The sequence below is a fragment of the Pseudomonas sp. R62 genome (assembly GCF_000257605.1).
Taxonomy (GTDB): domain Bacteria; phylum Pseudomonadota; class Gammaproteobacteria; order Pseudomonadales; family Pseudomonadaceae; genus Aquipseudomonas; species Aquipseudomonas atacamensis.
Genome location: NZ_JH635998.1, coordinates 287,040 through 304,740 on the forward strand (window position 1 = coordinate 287,040; position 17,701 = coordinate 304,740).

A 17,701-nucleotide genomic window follows, 5' to 3' on the forward strand; every position below is an offset into this window, starting at 1 on the left:
TGACCATGTGCAGCACCGGGTTTGCCAGCGACACGGTCTGCCAGAACGGTGGCAGCAAAGTGATCGAGTAGAACACGCCGCCCAGGTAGGTCAGCGGGGTCAGCACAAAAGTCGGAATGATCGAAATATCATCGAAGTTGCGCGCAAACACCGCGTTGATGAAGCCCAGCAGCGAGAAGATTGTCGCGGTCAGCACCACCACCAGGATGGTCACGCCGAGATGATGCACCTGCAAATCGGTGAAGAACAGCGACAGAATCGTCACGATCAGCCCCACCGCCAGACCGCGCAATACGCCACCAATGGTGAAGCCGATCAGGATCGTGTGCGGTGACACCGGCGAAACCATCAGCTCTTCGATCGAGCGCTGGAACTTGCTGCCGAAGAAGCTCGAGACCACGTTGCCGTAGGAGTTGGTGATCACCGACATCATGATCAGCCCCGGCACGATGTACTCCATGTAAGTGAAGCCGCCCATGTCGCCGATCTGCCGGCCGATCAGGTTGCCGAAGATCACGAAGTACAGAACCATGGTGATCGCCGGCGGCAGCAGCGTCTGCGGCCAGATCCGCATGAAGCGTTTGACCTCGCGGTAGACAATGGTTTGCAGGGCGACGAGGTTGGGACCGAACTCGGAACTCATACCGCCACCTTCGACAGATTTTTCTCCACCAGGGACACGAACAACTCCTCGAGGCGATTGGTTTTGTTACGCAGGCTCAGCACTTCGATGTTCTGCTGCGCCAGCTGGGTGAACAGCGCCGTGATGCCCATGGATTTATCGACCTGGACTTCGAGGGTATGGCCGTCGAGCAATCGGGCCGGGTAGCCGAGCAATTGCGGCGCCGCGCTCAAGTCGTTCTTCAGGTCAAGCAAAAAGGTCTCCACATGCAACTGGCCCAGCAACTGTTTCATGCTGGTGTTTTCGACGATGGTGCCGTGGTCGATGATGCCGATGTTGCGGCACAGCTGCTCGGCCTCTTCCAGATAATGCGTGGTCAAAATGATGGTGATGCCTTTCTGGTTCAGTTCGGTGAGGAAGGTCCACATCGAACGGCGCAGTTCGATATCGACGCCCGCAGTCGGCTCATCGAGGATCAGCAGGCGCGGTTCATGCACCAGTGCACGGGCAATCATCAAACGCCGTTTCATGCCGCCGGACAGCGAACGCGACGGCACATCACGCTTGTCCCACAGCCCCAGCTGGGTCAGGTACTGCTCGGCGCGTTCCTTGGCGACTTTCGCCGGAATGCCGTAGTAACCTGCCTGGGTCACGACGATGTCGAAGGTCTTTTCGAACTGGTTGAAGTTGAATTCCTGCGGCACCACGCCGATCGAGCGCTTGAGCGCCGCCGGGTTCTTGTCCAGGTCATTGCCGAAAATATTCACGGTGCCGCTGGTCTTGTTGACCAGGGTCGAGAGGATGCCGATGGTGGTGGATTTGCCGGCGCCGTTGGGGCCGAGCAAGGCGAAAAAGTCACCTTCGGCGACGTCCAGATCGATACCACTCAAGGCCTGGAACCCGTTGCCGTAGGTTTTGGTTAGCTGCCGGATGGACAGAGCGGAACTCATATCGGATTTACGCACCAAGAAGGAAGGAAGGAAGTAAATAAGGGCGGGCGGCGAGGGAAACAACCGCGGCGCAAGTTCGCAATGGTGCTTGCCGCCGCCGCACAAGTACAGTCAAGTGTGTCGATAGTAATTATCAAGTCAACGCGGTCATGACCGCCTTCTGATAGGCCGCACGCTGCTTCAAACGTTCATACCAGGCCTGCAGATGCGGTTGCGGAGCGCGCTCGATGGGCATTTCGAACCAGGCGTAAATGAAGCTGCCCAGCGGAATGTCGCCCATGCCGATGTCATTGCCGGAAAGATAGGGCTGGCTGATCAAGGCGTGGTCGGCCATGTTCAGCAGTTCATCGCATTCCTTGATCGCGGCGTTGATCGCCTTCCAGTCCTGTTTCTCGGCAGGCGTGCGCAACACCCCCCAGAACACCGTGCGAAACGGCCCGGCGAAACTCGACGTGGTCCAGTCCATCCATTTGTCCGCCGTGGCGCGGGCTTGCGCATCCGCCGGATACCAGGCGCTGTCCGGGGCGTGTTTAGCCAGCAGGTATCGCACGATGGCGTTGGATTCCCACAGCACGAACCCGTCATCCTCGATCACCGGCACCCGGCCATTCGGGTTCATCGCGCGGTACTCGGGCGTGTCGACCACACCGAACGCGCCGCCGGCATCGATGGCCTCGTACGCCAGGCCCAGCTCTTCGGCAGCCCACAAGGGCTTTCTGACGTTCGATGAATTTTTCCGTCCCCAGATCTTCAGCATGACCGCCTCTTTGCAAGTGAGTGGACGGCCAGCATACGCCGGATCAGGTGCGACTCAAATCGGCCTGCATATCGCCCAGCAGCACCGGCAGTTGCTCACTGAACAGATGCGGATAGCACTTTTGCAGGTGCTCGAAGAAGAAGGTTTCCGGCACATCGGTGAAATGGCCGTGATCGAGCAGATACTCCATCAACTGCGCGCCGTCACGGTTGAACGGGTGGAAAACGCTGTCATTGATGCCGTCGAATTCCAGCGCTGCGACGTTGAACAACTCGCACAGTTGCTGGTTGAACGCTGGCGTCGCCTTGACCCAGCGACCATCGAGAAACAGTTCGGTGTAGCCATGCATGGCGAACACATCGCTTTTCAGCAACTCGAGCAGACGTGGCGTCGACAGATGATTGCGCACATCGGCCAGACCGATGCGCGCCGGGATCCCGCAATGCCGCGCACAACCGGCGAGCAGCGTGGCTTTCGGCACGCAGTAACTCTCCCCTGCTGCCAGTGCGTAACTGCCGCGCAGGGTTTGCGGATCACGGCTGAAGGTGTACGGGTTGTAGCGCACCGCCTCGCGCACGGCGTAATACAGACTGATCGCCTGCTCACGCGGATCATTACTGGCACCGCGATGCTGCTCGGCGAACTCCACCACCGCCGGGTGGTCACTATCGATGAAGCGGCCGGGGCTCAGATACTCGTGCATGACGGCAATCTCCTGGGTAAGCCACGAGTCTAGCGACAGCTTGAGCACAGAGATAACGACGTTTCGGCCAAACCTGAAAGCAAAGCTGCGCAGCAACGAACGATTTCCCACACGTGTTGCCCACCGAACCTACGAAAACCATCCGGGGTTTCCCACGATTTCAATCACCATGCTCTGACCACCCTTATTTGCAGATGCCGTCTAAGCTCTGGAGGGTCGATTTGCCTTGGTTCACGGAGGACTGAATATGCTGTTGTTGTGGATACTGGTTTTGATCGTCGGCGTGGCGTATCTCGCCCATCGACGCATCGCCCCGCTGCCCGCGTTGGGCATCGTTGCGGCCTATCTGGTCGCCATGGGGATTTTCAGTCACGCGCCGGGCTGGCTGCTGTTTGTCTTCTGGGTCCTGTTGGCGGTGGTCGCAGCGCCGTTGTTGCTGCCCGACCTGCGCCGTAAACACTTCACCGCGCCGCTGTTCAACTGGTTCCAGAAAACCCTGCCGCCGATGTCGCAGACCGAACGCGACGCGATTGATGCCGGCACCGTATGGTGGGACGGCGAGCTGTTCAGCGGCCGTCCGGACTGGGACAAACTGCTGTCCTATCCAAAAGTGCAACTGAGCGAAGAAGAACAGGCGTTCATCGATGGCCCGACCGAAGAACTCTGCGCGATGGTCAGCGACTGGCAGATCGGCCAGTCCATGGACCTGCCGCCCGAGGCCTGGACGCACATCAAGGAACACGGCTTTTTCGCCCTGATCATTCCCAAGGAATACGGCGGCAAAGGCTTCTCCGCCTACGCTCACTCCCAAGTGGCAATGAAACTGGCGACGCGCAGCGGTGACCTCGCCTCTACCGTGATGGTCCCGAACTCCCTCGGTCCGGCCGAATTGCTGCTGCATTACGGCACCGATGAACAACGTAATCACTACCTGCCGCGCCTGGCCCGTGGCGACGATATCCCGTGCTTCGCCCTTACAGGTCCGCTGGCCGGTTCCGATGCCGGCGCGATGCCCGACACCGGGATCATCTGCAAAGGCCAGTGGGAAGGTGAAGAAGTGATCGGCCTGCGCCTGAACTGGGAAAAGCGCTACATCACCCTCGGCCCGGTCGCTACCCTGCTTGGCCTGGCATTCAAGGCTTATGACCCGGATCACCTGCTCGGTGAAGAGGAAGACCTCGGCATCAGTCTGGCGCTGATCCCGACGGATACCGCAGGTGTGGAAATCGGTCGTCGTCACCTGCCGCTGGGCGCCGCGTTCATGAACGGTCCGAACTCCGGCAAGGACGTATTCATTCCGCTGGACTACCTCATCGGTGGTCAGGAAATGCTCGGCAAAGGCTGGATGATGCTGATGAACTGCCTGTCCGTCGGGCGTTCGATCTCGCTGCCAGCCGTGGGCACCGGCGCGGCCAAGTTCACCAGTCTGGTCACTGGTCAGTACGCGCAGATTCGTGAGCAATTCAATGTGCCGCTGTCCGCTTTCGAAGGCATCCAGGAAGCCATGGCGCGCATCGGCGGTAACGCGTGGATGATGGACGCCGCCCGCATGCTCACCGCCAACGCGGTGGACCTGGGGGAAAAACCTTCGGTGCTGTCGGCGATCCTCAAATATCACCTCACCGAACGCGGCCGCGAATGCATCAGCCACGCCATGGATGTGCATGGTGGTAAAGCGATCATCATGGGGCCGAACAACTACCTGGGCCGCAGCTGGAACGGCGCGCCGATCTTCATCACCGTCGAAGGCGCGAACATCCTGTCGCGCAACCTGATGATCTTCGGTCAGGGCGCGATCCGTTGCCATCCGTTCGTACTCAAGGAAATGGCCCTGGCCGGTCGCCAGGATAAAGACCAGGCACTCAAGGAATTCGATGGCCTGCTGCTCAAGCACATCGGTTTTGCCGTCAGCAATGCCGCCAGCACACTGGTGCTGAACCTCGGCCTTGGCCATTTCGAACATGCGCCCGGTGACAGGATCAGCCAAGGCTATTTCCGCGCGCTGAACCGTCAGGCCGCCGCATTCGCCATGCTCGCCGACTTCAGCATGATGCTTCTGGGCGGCGAACTGAAACGCCGCGAACGTCTGTCGGCTCGCCTTGGCGATGTACTGAGCAACCTGTATCTGGCCTCCGCCGCGCTCAAGCGTTATCACGACCTGGATTCGCCGGCGTACATGGAGCCGCTGTTCCGCTGGGCCATGGAAGAAAGCCTCGGCCAGTCGGAGCGTGCGCTGGATGAACTGCTGAGCAACTTCCCGAACAAAGTCTTCGGCTGCCTGCTGCGGGTCATCGTCTTCCCGTTCGGTCGCCGTCACAAAGGCCCATCGGACAAACTCGGCGCCGAAGTCGCTGCGGTCATCGGTCGCGCCAAAGGCGATCCGGCGCTGGAAGAACTGCTCGCCGGCTGCTACCGCCCGCAATCGGCGGACGATGCGGTGGGCGCCCTGCAACACGCCAGTGACCTGCTTAACGCCGCGCAACCGCTGCACAAGAAACTGCACACCGCACTGAAGAGCGGCCAGGTCAAACCGGCAGCCGGCGAACACGCCATCGATGCCGCACTGGAAGCCGGCGTACTGCAAGCCGTCGAAGCGCAAAGCCTGCGCGACGCCGAAGCGGCCCGCCGCAAGGTGATCGACGTCGATGATTTCGCCAAAGAAGAACTGACCCAGGCAGAGGGCAAAGTCCGCTGATCCCGGTTTATGTGAAAAAACGGCGCGAGGGCTTTATACTCCCGCGCCCGTTTTGCTCTTGAGGACTTATCTCGTGTCCAACGTCGTTGCCGATCATCTCGTGTTGCTCGACCACCTGCGCATTATCCTGGTCGCCGTAGGTGAGGCCGAACAAGTGCCCGAAGAAAGCCATGCCCTGTTCCTCGAGCGCTTCGACGAACTGCTGGCCTCCCTGCCGATCGACCCTATCGAAAGCCAATATCTGGGCCAGGACATCCTCACCCAAGTCATCAGCCGCTACCCGCAAATCGCCCACCTGATCCCGCGCGATCTGCTGTGGTTCTTCGCCGGCGACTGCCTGCACTACCTCTCCGACGAAGAAATCGACCTCTACCAGGCCCTCGAAGAACGCCGCTACGAAGCCGAACAGAACGACGAACCGTTCGACTGGAACCAGGAAAAACAACTGCTGGCCATGTCTGCGCAGGACAGCAAGCACTGATATCGACAGGTAATCGAAAGGCCCGCACTGGTGATTCCATGCGGGCCTTTTTTTCAAGATCAAAAGCCCCTCACCATAGCCCTCTCCCGGAGGGAGAGGGGACTGACCGAGGTGTTTGGGCGAGTTACGTCGATGTGAAAGTCCGAGTTGAACTCAGGATTTGAAAAGCACACAAATCAGCTCCCTCTCCTCGGGGAGAGGGCTGGGGTGAGGGGCGAATCCAACACAGATCCAAAGCAGACCACACGCTTTTCACCACTCAAAACAATGAGCGCAAGCTCGAGTACCGCTTTTGATCTTGATTCACAGGCGACGTCGGAAGGCTGAGCGGAGGGATTGATCCGGGCGTGGGAGCGCAGCGACCGTACGACGCAGTCGTACACAGCGGAAGGAGGTGCAGCGAAGCAAACCGTAGCCGCTGCGCCCGGATCGATCCCGCAGCGAAGGAACCCGAGCCTGCGAGGGCCAAACGCAGGAGCTAGCGTTTTTTGCTTACTTTTTTTGGCGCTTGTAAAAAAGTAAGTCGCCGTAAGGGCGAAACCCTAAGCCGCCGTTACCGCAGCAACGGATATACACACCAAACCAACCGATAACCGCCCACAAAAAAACGCCCCAATCTCTCAATCAGGGCGTTTTCTTGAAGCTTGAAGCTTGCAGCTTGAAGCTTGCAGCTTACATCTGATCTCTTAGTGCGAAACCGCCCCACTCGCCCCCAACCCGGTCTGCGAACGCACAAACTGCGGGAAGAACAGCGCCCGCTCATTGTCCGCAGCCGCCGACTTGTCGGTAATCGAGAAGAACCAGATCCCGATGAACGCAATCATCATCGAGAACAGCGCCGGATATTCGTAAGGGAAGATCGCCTTCTCGTGATGCAGAATCTGCACCCAGATGGTCGGGCCGAGGATCATCAGACCAACAGCACTCACCAGACCCAGCCAGCCACCAATCATCGCGCCGCGAGTGGTCAGCTTCTTCCAGTACATCGAAAGCAGCAGTACCGGGAAGTTGCAGCTCGCCGCGATGGAGAACGCCAGGCCGACCATGAACGCAATGTTCTGGCTTTCGAACAGAATGCCCAGACCAATCGCCAGCACCGCCAGGGCGATAGTGGTGATCTTCGACACGCGAATCTCATCCTTCTCGTTGGCTTTGCCCTTCTTGATCACACTGGCGTACAGGTCGTGAGAAACCGCCGAAGCACCCGCCAGCGTCAGACCGGCCACCACAGCCAGAATGGTTGCGAACGCCACTGCCGAGATGAAGCCTAGGAAGATGCTGCCGCCCACCGCGTTGGCCAGGTGCACCGCCGCCATGTTGTTGCCGCCGAGCAAGGCGCCCGCTGCATCTTTGAAGGCCGGGTTGGTGCTGACCAGCAGGATCGCGCCGAAGCCGATGATGAAGGTCAGGATGTAGAAGTAGCCAATGAAGCCGGTAGCGTACAGCACGCTCTTGCGCGCTTCTTTTGCGTCACTCACGGTGAAGAAGCGCATCAGAATGTGCGGCAGGCCAGCGGTACCGAACATCAGTGCCAGACCCAGCGAGAACGCCGAGATCGGATCCTTGACCAGCCCGCCCGGGCTCATGATCGCTTCGCCCTTGGCGTGAACCTTGATCGCTTCGGAGAACAGCGTGTTGAAGTCGAAGCCGACGTGCTTCATCACCATCAGCGCCATGAACGAGGCACCGGACAGCAGCAACACTGCCTTGATGATCTGCACCCAAGTGGTCGCGAGCATGCCGCCGAACAGCACGTACATGCACATCAGCACGCCGACCAGAATCACCGCAACGTGGTAATCGAGGCCGAACAGCAGCTGGATCAGCTTGCCGGCACCGACCATCTGCGCGATCAGGTAGAACGCCACCACCACCAGCGAACCGCAGGCGGACAGGGTGCGAATCTGGGTTTGCCCGAGGCGGTAGGACGCCACGTCGGCAAAGGTGTATTTACCCAGGTTGCGCAGGCGTTCGGCGATCAGGAACAGAATGATCGGCCAGCCCACGAGGAAGCCGATCGAGTAGATCAGGCCGTCGTAGCCGGAGGTGAACACCAGCGCGGAAATACCCAGGAAGGACGCCGCCGACATGTAGTCGCCAGCGATCGCCAGGCCGTTCTGGAAACCGGTGATCTTGCCGCCCGCCGCATAATAATCGGCGGCCGAATTATTTTTCTTCGAAGCCCAGTAGGTGATGTACAACGTCGCGCCGACGAAGGCCACGAACATCAGGATCGCCGGGATGTTCAGCGGCTGTTTGGCCACCTCCCCCGTTAACGCGTCAGCCGCCCAGACACTCGGCGCGAAAGCCGCAACACTCAATAGAGCCAGTAGACGCCGGATCATTGCTGAGCCTCCTTGAGAATCGCATTGTTCAGGTCGTCGAACTCGCCATTGGCGCGGCGCACGTAGATGCCGGTCAGGACGAAGGCTGAAATGATCAGGCCGACACCGATCGGGATGCCCCAAGTGATCGAGGATTCAGGACTGAGTTTCGCCCCGAGCACGTGCGGCCCGTATGCGATCAGCAGGATGAATGCGGAGTACAGCCCAAGCATGATTGCCGAGAGAATCCAGGCGAATCGTTCCCTTTTCTGAACCAGCTCCTTGAATCGGGGACTGTTTTGAATCGAGAGGTAAATGCTGTCGTTCATTGTTTTTATCCTCGCAGCACAAATTATTGTTGGAACGTAGCTAATGTATGCGGCTGCGAGAGAGGTTCCAGACGACCTTAGTAGTAGATGGCCATGATGTTTTGGCCATTTTCCGGACACCCAAAAACAACTGTGGGAGCGAGCTTGCTCGCGAAGGCGCCGTATCAGTCGATATCGCATCAACTGACAGATTGCATTCGCGAGCAGGCTCGCTCCCACAGGGGTGTGGCGGTGTTTAAATTATTTGGTCCAGTCAGCTACACGATCCGGGTGTTTGGCCACCCAGTCCTTGGCCGCAGCATCAGGCTTGGCGCCGTCCTGAATTGCCAGCATGACCTCGCCGATTTCGTCTTTCGAAGCCCACTGGAAGTTTTTCAGGAACTTGGCCACTTCCGGCGCCTTGGCGTCCAGGCCTTTGCTGCCGATGCTGTTCACGGTTTCAGCCTGGCCATACACGCCTTTCGGGTCGTCGAGGAAGCGCAGTTTCCACTTGGCGAACATCCAGTGCGGCACCCAACCGGTGACAGCGATGGATTCATTCTTCTTCTCGGCGCGGGTCAGTTCGGCAATCATTCCGGCGCCGGAACTGGCCTTGAGGCTGTACTTGTCCAGACCGTAATCCTTGATCGCCTGATCGGTCTTGAGCATTACGCCTGAACCGGCGTCGATGCCGACGATACGGTTTTTGAAGGTATCGTCGGTTTTCAGGTCTTCGATCGATTTGGCTTTGACGTACTCCGGCACGATCAGGCCGATCTTCGCGTCCTTGAAGTTCGGGCCGTAATCGACGACCTGATCCTTGTTTTTCGTCCAGTAGTCACCGTGGGTCACGGGCAGCCAGGCCGAGAGCATCGCGTCGAGTTTGCCGGTGGCCACGCCCTGCCACATGATCCCGGTGGCGACGGCTTGCAGCTTCACGTCATAACCGAGTTTCTGTTTGATCACTTCGGCCGCCACGTGGGTGGTCGCGACGCTGTCGGACCAGCCGTCAACGTAACCGATGTTCAGGGTCTGTTTTTCAGCGTTGGCGAAAGTGGAACTCATCGCAAGCGCCAGAACGGCACCTGCGCCTAAAAGTCGTCGCATCTTCATCGTTTACTTCCCCGAAATGCTGCGCCCGACGGATGCCGGGCATCGTCAACGTATTGTTATGGTGCACAGCGCCCCCATCACGCCGGACCTCACACACCGAACATCAGCCGATTTTTCAAAAAGGGTACTGATGGTTTGATCATCAACCTCAAGCGGCCGGCGACCTGCTCTGTCAGCGACCTCAAGGCAGCGAGAAACGACATCAGAAAGCCATTAATCAAGCGAGATTAATTGACGCCAGACAATCCGCCCGAACTTTGCATGTACAACGCCTGCGAGCCACCTGCCCTTCTATAAATGCAGGTAACATGCGTCGCTTTGCAGCCACTCGGCCTGACCATGTCCGCAACGTCCCGATTTCCTTTTCTGCCTTATCTGTTCGCCTGCCTGCTCGGGCTCCTGGCCCTTGGCGGTTTCTGGTATGGCCTCGGCCAACCGGTGATCCTGCCGGACGCCGCGACGCCGACGCACAAGTTGCAATGCGCCTCCTACACACCGTTCGACAAGGACCAATCGCCGTTCGACGTGCCGTTCAAATTGCGCCCCGAGCGCATGGACGCCGACCTCGCACTGCTGGCGACGCGCTTCGAGTGTATCCGCACCTACTCGATGACCGGGCTCGACGCCCTGCCCGATCTGGCGCGCAAGCACGGTCTGAAGTTGATGATCGGCGCCTGGGTCAACAGCAACCCGGTCGACACCGAGCAGGAAGTCGAGCTGCTGATCAAATCGGCCAATGCCAACCCCGACGTGGTCACAGCCGTAATCGTCGGCAACGAAGCGCTGCTGCGCAAAGAGGTCACCGGCGCGCAACTGGCCCGGCTGATCAACAAGGTCAAAAGCCAGGTCAAGCAACCGGTGACCTACGCCGACGTCTGGGAATTCTGGCTCAAGCATCCGGAAATCGCCCCGGCCGTGGACTTTCTGACCATTCACTTGCTGCCGTACTGGGAAGACGATCCATCGAACATCGACGTGGCGCTGCGGCATGTGGCGGATGTGCGTCAGGTGTTCGGCAACAAGTTCGCGCCCAAAGACGTGATGGTTGGCGAGACCGGCTGGCCGAGCGAAGGCCGTCAGCGTGAAACAGCCGTACCGAGCCGGGTCAACGAGGCAAAATTCATTCGTGGCTTTGTGGCGATGGCCGAGCAGGAAGGCTGGCGTTACAACCTGATCGAAGCGTTCGATCAACCGTGGAAGCGCGGCAGTGAAGGCGCAGTCGGCGGCTACTGGGGCCTGTTCGATGCCGATCGGCAGGACAAGGGCGTACTCGCCGGGCCGGTGAGCAACGTGCCGTACTGGAAAGAATGGCTGGCGGTAGGCGGATTGATTTTCCTTGGCACGCTGATGCTTGGTGGACGCGTGCGCAGCACACGTTCGGCGCTTTTGCTGCCACTGCTGGGCGCCGTCGCTGCTTGCTCGATTGGCGCCTGGGGCGATCTGGCTCAATTGACCACACGGTTTGCCGGGGAATGGCTGTGGGTTGGCTTGCTGACCGGGTTGAATCTGTTGGTGCTCGCGCATGCCGCGTTGACATTGAGCGCACGCAGCGGTTGGCGCGCGCGCGCATTCGACTTCCTCGAGCGGCGCGCCGGCTGGCTGGTCGTGGCGGCCGGTTTTGCCGCGGCGGTGATGATGCTGGAGATGGTCTTCGATCCGCGCTATCGCAGTTTCGCCAGCATGGCGTTCGTGCTGCCGGCGCTGGTCTACCTGTGCCGCCCGGTGAGCGTGCCGCGTCGGGAGATTGCTCTGCTGACCTTTATCATCGGCGCCGGGATTGCACCGCAGTTGTATCAGGAAGGGATGCTGAATCAGCAGGCTTGGGGTTGGGCGCTGGTCAGTGGATTGATGGTGGTGGCGTTGTGGCGATGCCTGCGGGTTCGCAAGGCCTGATTTCAGCGCCTTCGAAATCGCCATCGCTGGCAAGCCAGCTCCCACAGGATTTCTGCTGCACACAAATGCTGTATTCACCTCAATTCCTGTGGGAGCGGGCTTGCCCGCGATGACTGACTGTCAGGCGCTGCGGGACACGCGGACCAGGCGCAACCCGGCAATCACCACCGCAAACACCGCTAATGTGGTGTTGTACAACGCCAGCGCCGGCAGGCCGAACACCAGCGCCAGCACCGCCAGCCACCACCCTGCCCGTCCCGGCACGACAAACGCCAATACCGCCGCGCCCACCGCCGCCCAGCCCAGCACCCTGAAATGAATCATCAGCCCCAGATTCGCACGCACCACGCATTCCCAACGACTGGCCTCGTCAACGCAGATGCCTACCCACTGCCCGTCTTCCATGAAGCCATAGCGCGCGGCATAACTGGCGGCCAGCCACAGCGGCAACAAAACAAGCAGCACAATCACGGGCAAGCGGCGGGACATGGGGCACTCCAATCTGCGGAAATCGGCGGCCAGCTTAATCTGCCGACCGGCATTCGCAAGCACTAACAACTGTTAACTGTTCAGCAAGCCCTCGCAACGTGTATCGTCCAGCTACTATTACCCCGAATTCCGCCTGTTTGGTGCCGCAGCATGGCACTTTGGCGCACGGCCGGTGGTCATAGCCTGCGAACTTCAATCGGCACCTTCCTCTAAGGGATCTAGTCATGCTCCGTTCCTTGCGCTTCGCCGCGCTGTTCAGCGGCCTTATCTTGAGTGCGTCCGCGCTGGCGGTGGATATCGACGCCGCCAGCTATGGCTACCCGCTGACCAACCCGTTCGAGGCGACGATCGCCACGACACCGCCGGATCTGCGTCCGGAGTTGCCGCTGGACGACGACATCAATCAAACGGACCGCAGCCTCACCCTGCGCCCGGAGCGTGAATTCCAGCTGCCGGACAATTTCTGGGCAGTGAAGAAGCTCACTTACCGCATCGCCACGCAGGACAAACCGGCGCCGCTGATCTTCCTGATCGCCGGCACCGGCGCGCGCTTTGACAGCACGCTCAACGAATACCTGAAAAAGCTGTATTACAAGGCCGGCTACCATGTCGTGCAGTTGTCGTCGCCGACCAGCTTCGACTTCATTAGCGCCGCCTCGCGTTTCGCCACCCCAGGCGTGACCAAGGAAGATGCCGAAGACATGTATCGGGTGATGCAGGCCGTGCGGGCGCAGAACCCGAAACTGCCGGTCACCGAGTACTATCTGACCGGTTACAGCCTCGGCGCCCTTGATGCTGCATTCGTCGCACATCTGGACGAGACGCGCCGCAGCTTCAATTTCAAGAAAGTCCTGTTGCTCAACCCGCCGGTCAACCTCTATACCTCGGTGACCAACCTCGACAAACTGGTGCAGACCGAGGTCAAGGGCATCAACAACAGCACCACCTTCTATGAGCTGGTGCTGAGCAAGCTGACCCGCTACTTCCAGCAGAAAGGCTACATCGACCTCAACGATGCGCTGCTGTATGACTTCCAGCAGTCCAAGCAGCACCTGACCAACGAACAGATGGCCATGTTGATTGGCACGTCGTTCCGCTTCTCGGCAGCCGACATTGCCTATACCTCGGACCTGGTCAACCGTCGCGGTCTGATTACCCCGCCGAAATTCCCGATCACCGAAGGCACCAGCCTCACGCCGTTCCTCAAGCGTGCGCTGCAATGCGATTTCGACTGCTACATCACCGAGCAGGTCATTCCGATGTGGCGCGCGCGCACCGACGGCGGCAGCCTGCTGCAACTGATCGATCAGGTCAGCCTGTATGCGCTCAAGGATTACCTGCACGACAGCCCGAAAATCGCCGTCATGCACAACGCCGACGACGTCATCCTCGGCCCTGGCGACCTGGGCTTCCTGCGTAAAACCTTCGGTGATCGCCTGACCGTTTATCCACTGGGCGGCCACTGCGGCAACCTTAACTATCGCGTCAACAGCGACGCCATGCTGGAGTTCTTCCGTGGCTAAATATCTCCTGCTGGTTGCAGCGTTCCTCTGTGCAGGCGTGGCCCAGGCCGACAACAGTAAAGCCGACGCACCGGTGGTGGTCGACAGCGACGGCTTCAAGGAACCGCTGACCAAACTCAAGTTCAACCCGGGCCTGGACCAGCGCGAGTTCGAACGTTCGACGCTCAACGCGCTGAACGTCTATGACCCGCTGGAATCGTGGAACCGCCGGGTCTACCACTTCAACTATCGCTTCGACCAGTGGGTGTTCCTGCCGGTAGTCGATGGCTATCGCTACATCACCCCAAGCTTCGTGCGTACCGGGGTGAGCAACTTCTTCAACAACATTGGTGACGTGCCGAACCTGGTTAACAGCCTGTTGCAGTTCAAGGGCCAGCGCTCGATGGAAACCACCGCGCGCCTGCTGCTCAACACCACCATCGGCATCGCCGGCCTGTGGGACCCGGCCACCGCCATGGGCCTGCCACGCCAGAACGAAGACTTCGGTCAGACTCTGGGCTTCTACGGCGTACCGGGCGGCGCCTACTTCGTACTGCCGATCTTCGGTCCGTCGAACATCCGCGACACCGCAGGTCTGGCCGTGGATTACACCGCCGACACTGCGATCAACTTCCTCAACGTCGCCGAAGTCAGCTCCAACCACCCGGAAGTCTGGGCTTTGCGTGCGATCGACAAGCGCTACCAGACCAGCTTCCGCTACGGTCAGATGAACTCGCCGTTCGAGTACGAGAAAGTGCGGTACGTGTACACCGAAGCGCGCAAGTTGCAGATTGCCGAGTAAATCGGCTGCCGCAAAACACTGTGGGAGCGAGCCTGCTCGCGAACGCGGAGTTTCAGTCAACATCGATATTGACTGGACTTCCGCATTCGCGAGCAGGCTCGCTCCCACATTTGTTATGTGTTGCTGATTAACCCTTCAGCGCTTTCCAGAGCTTGCCTACGACCGAAACCACCGCCAACACCACCGCGCCAGCAATAATCCCCGCAACACCATTGAGCAGCATCGGCACGGCGAACCCGGCACTGCCCGCCGCTGCGCCAACACCTTCGATCCAGTGATGCAGCACCGGCACGCCATGGGTGAGGATGCCGCCGCCGACCAGAAACATCGCCGCCGTGCCGACCACCGACAGGGTTTTCATCATGTACGGCGCGGCGCTGAGAATGCCGCCGCCGATCTTTTTCGCCATCTGCCCGGGCTTCTGTGTCAGCCACAGCCCCAGATCGTCGAGCTTGACGATGCCCGCCACCAAACCGTAGACGCCCACGGTCATGACAATGGCGATGCCGGACATGACCACCACTTGCTGCGTCAGCGAGGCATCTGCCACGGTGCCGAGGGTGATCGCGATGATTTCTGCCGAGAGAATGAAGTCAGTGCGGATCGCGCCTTTGATCTTGTCCTTTTCGTAAGCCACCAGATCGGTGGCCGGATCGGCCACTGCTTCGGTCAACTGCGTGTGCCCTGCCTCGTCTTCCTCTTTGCTGTGCAGAAACTTGTGCGCGAGCTTCTCGAAGCCCTCGAAGCACAGGTACGCACCGCCGACCATCAACAGCGGCGTCACCAGCCACGGTACGAAAGCGCTGATCGCCAATGCCGACGGCACGAGGATCAGCTTGTTGACGAACGAGCCCTTGGCCACCGCCCAGACCACGGGAATTTCCCGCTCGGCGCGCACGCCCGAAACCTGCTGGGCATTGAGCGCCAGATCATCACCGAGCACCCCGGCGGTCTTCTTCGCGGCCATCTTGGTCATCAATGCAACGTCATCCAGAACGGTGGCGATGTCATCGATCAGCACCAGCAAACTGCTTCCTGCCATGAATCCTGTTTCCTTCTGTGTATGAATGTTGCCAAGCATAACGCGACCGCCGGCCACAGGCTGCATTGTTGAGCGCCGCTCAAGGCCGGTGCTACCATGCGCCACCGCCAGAACAGGCAAGGAACCACCGGGTTTATGAGCACAATCCGCGAGCGTAACAAAGAACTGATCCTGCGCGCCGCCAGCGAAGAGTTTGCCGACAAGGGCTTCGCGGCGACCAAAACCAGCGACATCGCCGCCAAGGCGGGATTGCCCAAGCCCAACGTCTACTACTACTTCAAATCCAAGGAAAACCTCTACCGCGAGGTGCTGGAAAGCATCATCGAGCCGATTCTGCAGGCCTCGACCCCGTTCAACCCGGACGGCGTGCCGAGCGAGGTGCTGAGCGGCTACATCCGCTCGAAGATCCGCATCTCCCGCGACCTGCCCCACGCCTCCAAGGTGTTCGCCAGCGAAATCATGCACGGCGCCCCGCACCTGAGCGCCGACCTGGTCGAGCAGCTCAATGCCCAGGCCAAACACAACATCGCCTGCATCCAGAGCTGGATCGACCGCGGCCAGATCGCCCCGATCGACCCCAACCACCTGATGTTCAGCATCTGGGCCGCGACCCAGACCTACGCCGACTTCGACTGGCAGATTTCCGCGGTGACCGGGAAGGACAAGCTTGATGAGGCCGATTATGAAGCGGCGGCGCAGACGATTATTCGGTTGGTGTTGAAGGGGTGTGAGCCGGATCAGTGAGATCAGGGGAACCGCTTCGCGAGCAGGCTCGCTCCCACATTTGGAATGCACTCTCCTGTGGGAGCGAGCCTGCTCGCGAATAGCCGCACCGCACACCTCAACTCATAACCAGATCGAATCCCACAACGGATAGTCGCCAAGGCTTTCGACCAGCCCTGCCCGCAATGGGTTGGCAATGACATACCGCGCCATCTTCACCAGATTCTCCTCTTTACGCAGTGCACGGTCATGGAAGCCAGGTTGCCAAAGGCTGGTCTTTCGGCCGGTCGAAAGCTTTACCGCTTTGGTGCTGAGGGATTTGGTTCGCTGCATCAATTCGCCGAGCGAGCCACTCTTCAATTCAATCAGCCAGTGAAAATGATCTGGCATTACGACCCAAGCCAGAGAATTGGCCAATCCCGTTTCCTCAGCTGCCCGGAATTGGCTTACAAGCATTCTGCCAAGGAAGAAATCGCTGAATACGGGTTCTCTCCCGGCGGTATTGGCGGTCAGAAGGTAAATGCGGTTGTGTTCTGAATAGCGTCCGATGCGCAAGCGATGTGAAGCAGATAAACCCGGCATTCCGTTGCCTTCTCATAGGTTGATCATGAGAAGGCTAGCCGTGGAGATGGCAAAGGGAGCGTCAGACTTTTAGCAAGATGTGTAGCGCAGATCCTATTCGCGAGCAGGCTCGCTCCCACAGGGGCTTTCGAACACTCGAACATTTTGTGTCCAACCCAAACTCAATGCGGGAGTGAGCCTGCTCGCGAAAGCGGTTATTCAGACACTGACATTCAAACAGCCACCCCGCCATCCGCCCGAAAATCCAGCGCCTCCACCGCTCTGATCGCCACCTGCTCATCGACATCCGACAAATCCCCACTGATCCCGATCGCGCCCAGCACTTCACCCGCCTGGTTGCGAATCAGCACGCCACCCGGTGCCGGCACAACGCTGCCCTGCCCCATGCTGTTCAACGAAGAAAAAAACGCCGGGCGTTGTTGGGCGTCCTGGGCGAGCAGGCGTGAGCCTTTACCCAGAGCGATGGCGCCCCAGGCTTTGCCGATGGCGATGTCAGGGCGCAGCAGGCTGGCGCCGTCTTCGCGTTGCAGGGCGATCAGGTGGCCGCCGTTATCGAGTACCGCGATGGTCAGCGGTGCGGCGTTGATGCCGCGTCCTGCGTTGATGGCTTCGCTGACCAGGTTGACTGCGACTTTCAAGGTTAAAGCGCTCATGGTGCCGTCCTCATTTTGTTATAGGGAAAGTCGTGGGACTGCGCGTTTGTGCCGCAGTCCGG

At 59.6% G+C, this 17,701-nt stretch carries 17 protein-coding genes; 6 read left to right on the top strand and 11 right to left on the bottom strand.

Translation table 11 applies throughout. The features are described from left to right. The 4 genes from OQK_RS02780 to OQK_RS02795 form a co-directional block, all read right to left on the bottom strand. Positions 1-643, bottom strand: a 643-nt coding sequence (locus OQK_RS02780; protein ID WP_016771009.1) for an ABC transporter permease, incomplete at its 3' end; no start/stop codon positions are given. Beyond that, entirely contained in the window at positions 640-1,572 is a 933-nt protein-coding gene (locus OQK_RS02785; RefSeq protein ID WP_016771010.1) for an ABC transporter ATP-binding protein, read from the bottom strand. The genes OQK_RS02785 and OQK_RS02780, both read right to left, overlap by 4 nt. A 133-nt stretch (positions 1,573-1,705) precedes the next feature. Next, on the bottom strand, positions 1,706-2,329 hold the full coding sequence (locus OQK_RS02790) for a glutathione S-transferase family protein (RefSeq protein WP_016771011.1): 624 nt from the start codon (positions 2,327-2,329) through the stop codon (positions 1,706-1,708). 43 nt (positions 2,330-2,372) lie between these two features. Further along, positions 2,373-3,032 (bottom strand): transglutaminase-like domain-containing protein, encoded by a 660-nt coding sequence (locus OQK_RS02795; RefSeq protein ID WP_016771012.1) that lies wholly within the window; start codon positions 3,030-3,032, stop codon positions 2,373-2,375. 247 nt (positions 3,033-3,279) lie between these two features. Between OQK_RS02795 and OQK_RS02800 the strand changes: the two genes are divergently transcribed. Both OQK_RS02800 and OQK_RS02805 read left to right on the top strand, forming a co-directional pair. Then, positions 3,280-5,727, top strand: coding sequence for an acyl-CoA dehydrogenase (locus OQK_RS02800; protein WP_016771013.1), 2,448 nt, complete (start codon positions 3,280-3,282; stop codon positions 5,725-5,727). 73 nt (positions 5,728-5,800) lie between these two features. After that, entirely contained in the window at positions 5,801-6,208 is a 408-nt protein-coding gene (locus OQK_RS02805) for a PA2817 family protein (RefSeq protein WP_016771014.1), read from the top strand. A gap of 686 nt (positions 6,209-6,894) precedes the next feature. Here the strand turns inward: OQK_RS02805 and OQK_RS02810 are convergent. The 3 genes from OQK_RS02810 to OQK_RS02820 all read right to left on the bottom strand — a co-directional run bounded on the left by OQK_RS02810 (position 6,895) and on the right by OQK_RS02820 (position 9,953). Then, positions 6,895-8,553, bottom strand: coding sequence for a cation acetate symporter (locus OQK_RS02810; RefSeq protein WP_016771015.1), 1,659 nt, complete (start codon positions 8,551-8,553; stop codon positions 6,895-6,897). Continuing rightward, positions 8,550-8,861, bottom strand: coding sequence for a DUF485 domain-containing protein (locus OQK_RS02815; RefSeq protein WP_016771016.1), 312 nt, complete (start codon positions 8,859-8,861; stop codon positions 8,550-8,552). The genes OQK_RS02810 and OQK_RS02815 overlap by 4 nt, the downstream gene beginning before the upstream one ends. A gap of 240 nt (positions 8,862-9,101) precedes the next feature. Then, on the bottom strand, positions 9,102-9,953 hold the full coding sequence (locus tag OQK_RS02820; protein WP_016771017.1) for a glycine betaine ABC transporter substrate-binding protein: 852 nt from the start codon (positions 9,951-9,953) through the stop codon (positions 9,102-9,104). Positions 9,954-10,250: 297 nt separating this feature from the next. Between OQK_RS02820 and OQK_RS02825 the strand changes: the two genes are divergently transcribed. Further along, positions 10,251-11,846 (top strand): glycoside hydrolase family 17 protein, encoded by a 1,596-nt coding sequence (locus OQK_RS02825; protein WP_016771018.1) that lies wholly within the window; start codon positions 10,251-10,253, stop codon positions 11,844-11,846. Between the two features lie 120 nt (positions 11,847-11,966). Here the strand turns inward: OQK_RS02825 and OQK_RS02830 are convergent, their stop codons facing one another. Continuing rightward, complete coding sequence (locus OQK_RS02830; protein ID WP_016771019.1) at positions 11,967-12,335, bottom strand: hypothetical protein; 369 nt, start codon at positions 12,333-12,335, stop codon at positions 11,967-11,969. Between the two features lie 224 nt (positions 12,336-12,559). Between OQK_RS02830 and OQK_RS02835 the strand changes: the two genes are divergently transcribed. Together OQK_RS02835 and OQK_RS02840 are read left to right on the top strand one after the other, a co-directional pair. After that, entirely contained in the window at positions 12,560-13,858 is a 1,299-nt protein-coding gene (locus tag OQK_RS02835) for a serine protein kinase PrkA (RefSeq protein WP_016771020.1), read from the top strand. Beyond that, positions 13,851-14,639 carry an MlaA family lipoprotein gene (locus OQK_RS02840; protein ID WP_016771021.1) on the top strand — a complete coding sequence of 263 codons (789 nt, stop codon included), beginning with the start codon at positions 13,851-13,853 and terminating at the stop codon, positions 14,637-14,639. The genes OQK_RS02835 and OQK_RS02840 overlap by 8 nt, the downstream gene beginning before the upstream one ends. A 127-nt stretch (positions 14,640-14,766) precedes the next feature. Here the strand turns inward: OQK_RS02840 and OQK_RS02845 are convergent, their stop codons facing one another. Further along, on the bottom strand, positions 14,767-15,681 hold the full coding sequence (locus tag OQK_RS02845; RefSeq protein WP_016771022.1) for a DUF808 domain-containing protein: 915 nt from the start codon (positions 15,679-15,681) through the stop codon (positions 14,767-14,769). Positions 15,682-15,816: 135 nt separating this feature from the next. Between OQK_RS02845 and OQK_RS02850 the strand changes: the two genes are divergently transcribed. After that, on the top strand, positions 15,817-16,425 hold the full coding sequence (locus OQK_RS02850) for a TetR/AcrR family transcriptional regulator (RefSeq protein WP_016771023.1): 609 nt from the start codon (positions 15,817-15,819) through the stop codon (positions 16,423-16,425). A 102-nt stretch (positions 16,426-16,527) separates the two neighbouring features. On the opposite strand, the gene OQK_RS02855 is transcribed toward OQK_RS02850, so the two are convergent. After that, positions 16,528-16,986 (bottom strand): REP-associated tyrosine transposase, encoded by a 459-nt coding sequence (locus OQK_RS02855; RefSeq protein ID WP_024012141.1) that lies wholly within the window; start codon positions 16,984-16,986, stop codon positions 16,528-16,530. A 212-nt stretch (positions 16,987-17,198) separates the two neighbouring features. After that, positions 17,199-17,639, bottom strand: coding sequence for a GlcG/HbpS family heme-binding protein (locus tag OQK_RS02860; protein WP_016771025.1), 441 nt, complete (start codon positions 17,637-17,639; stop codon positions 17,199-17,201). Positions 17,640-17,701 lie beyond the last annotated feature (62 nt).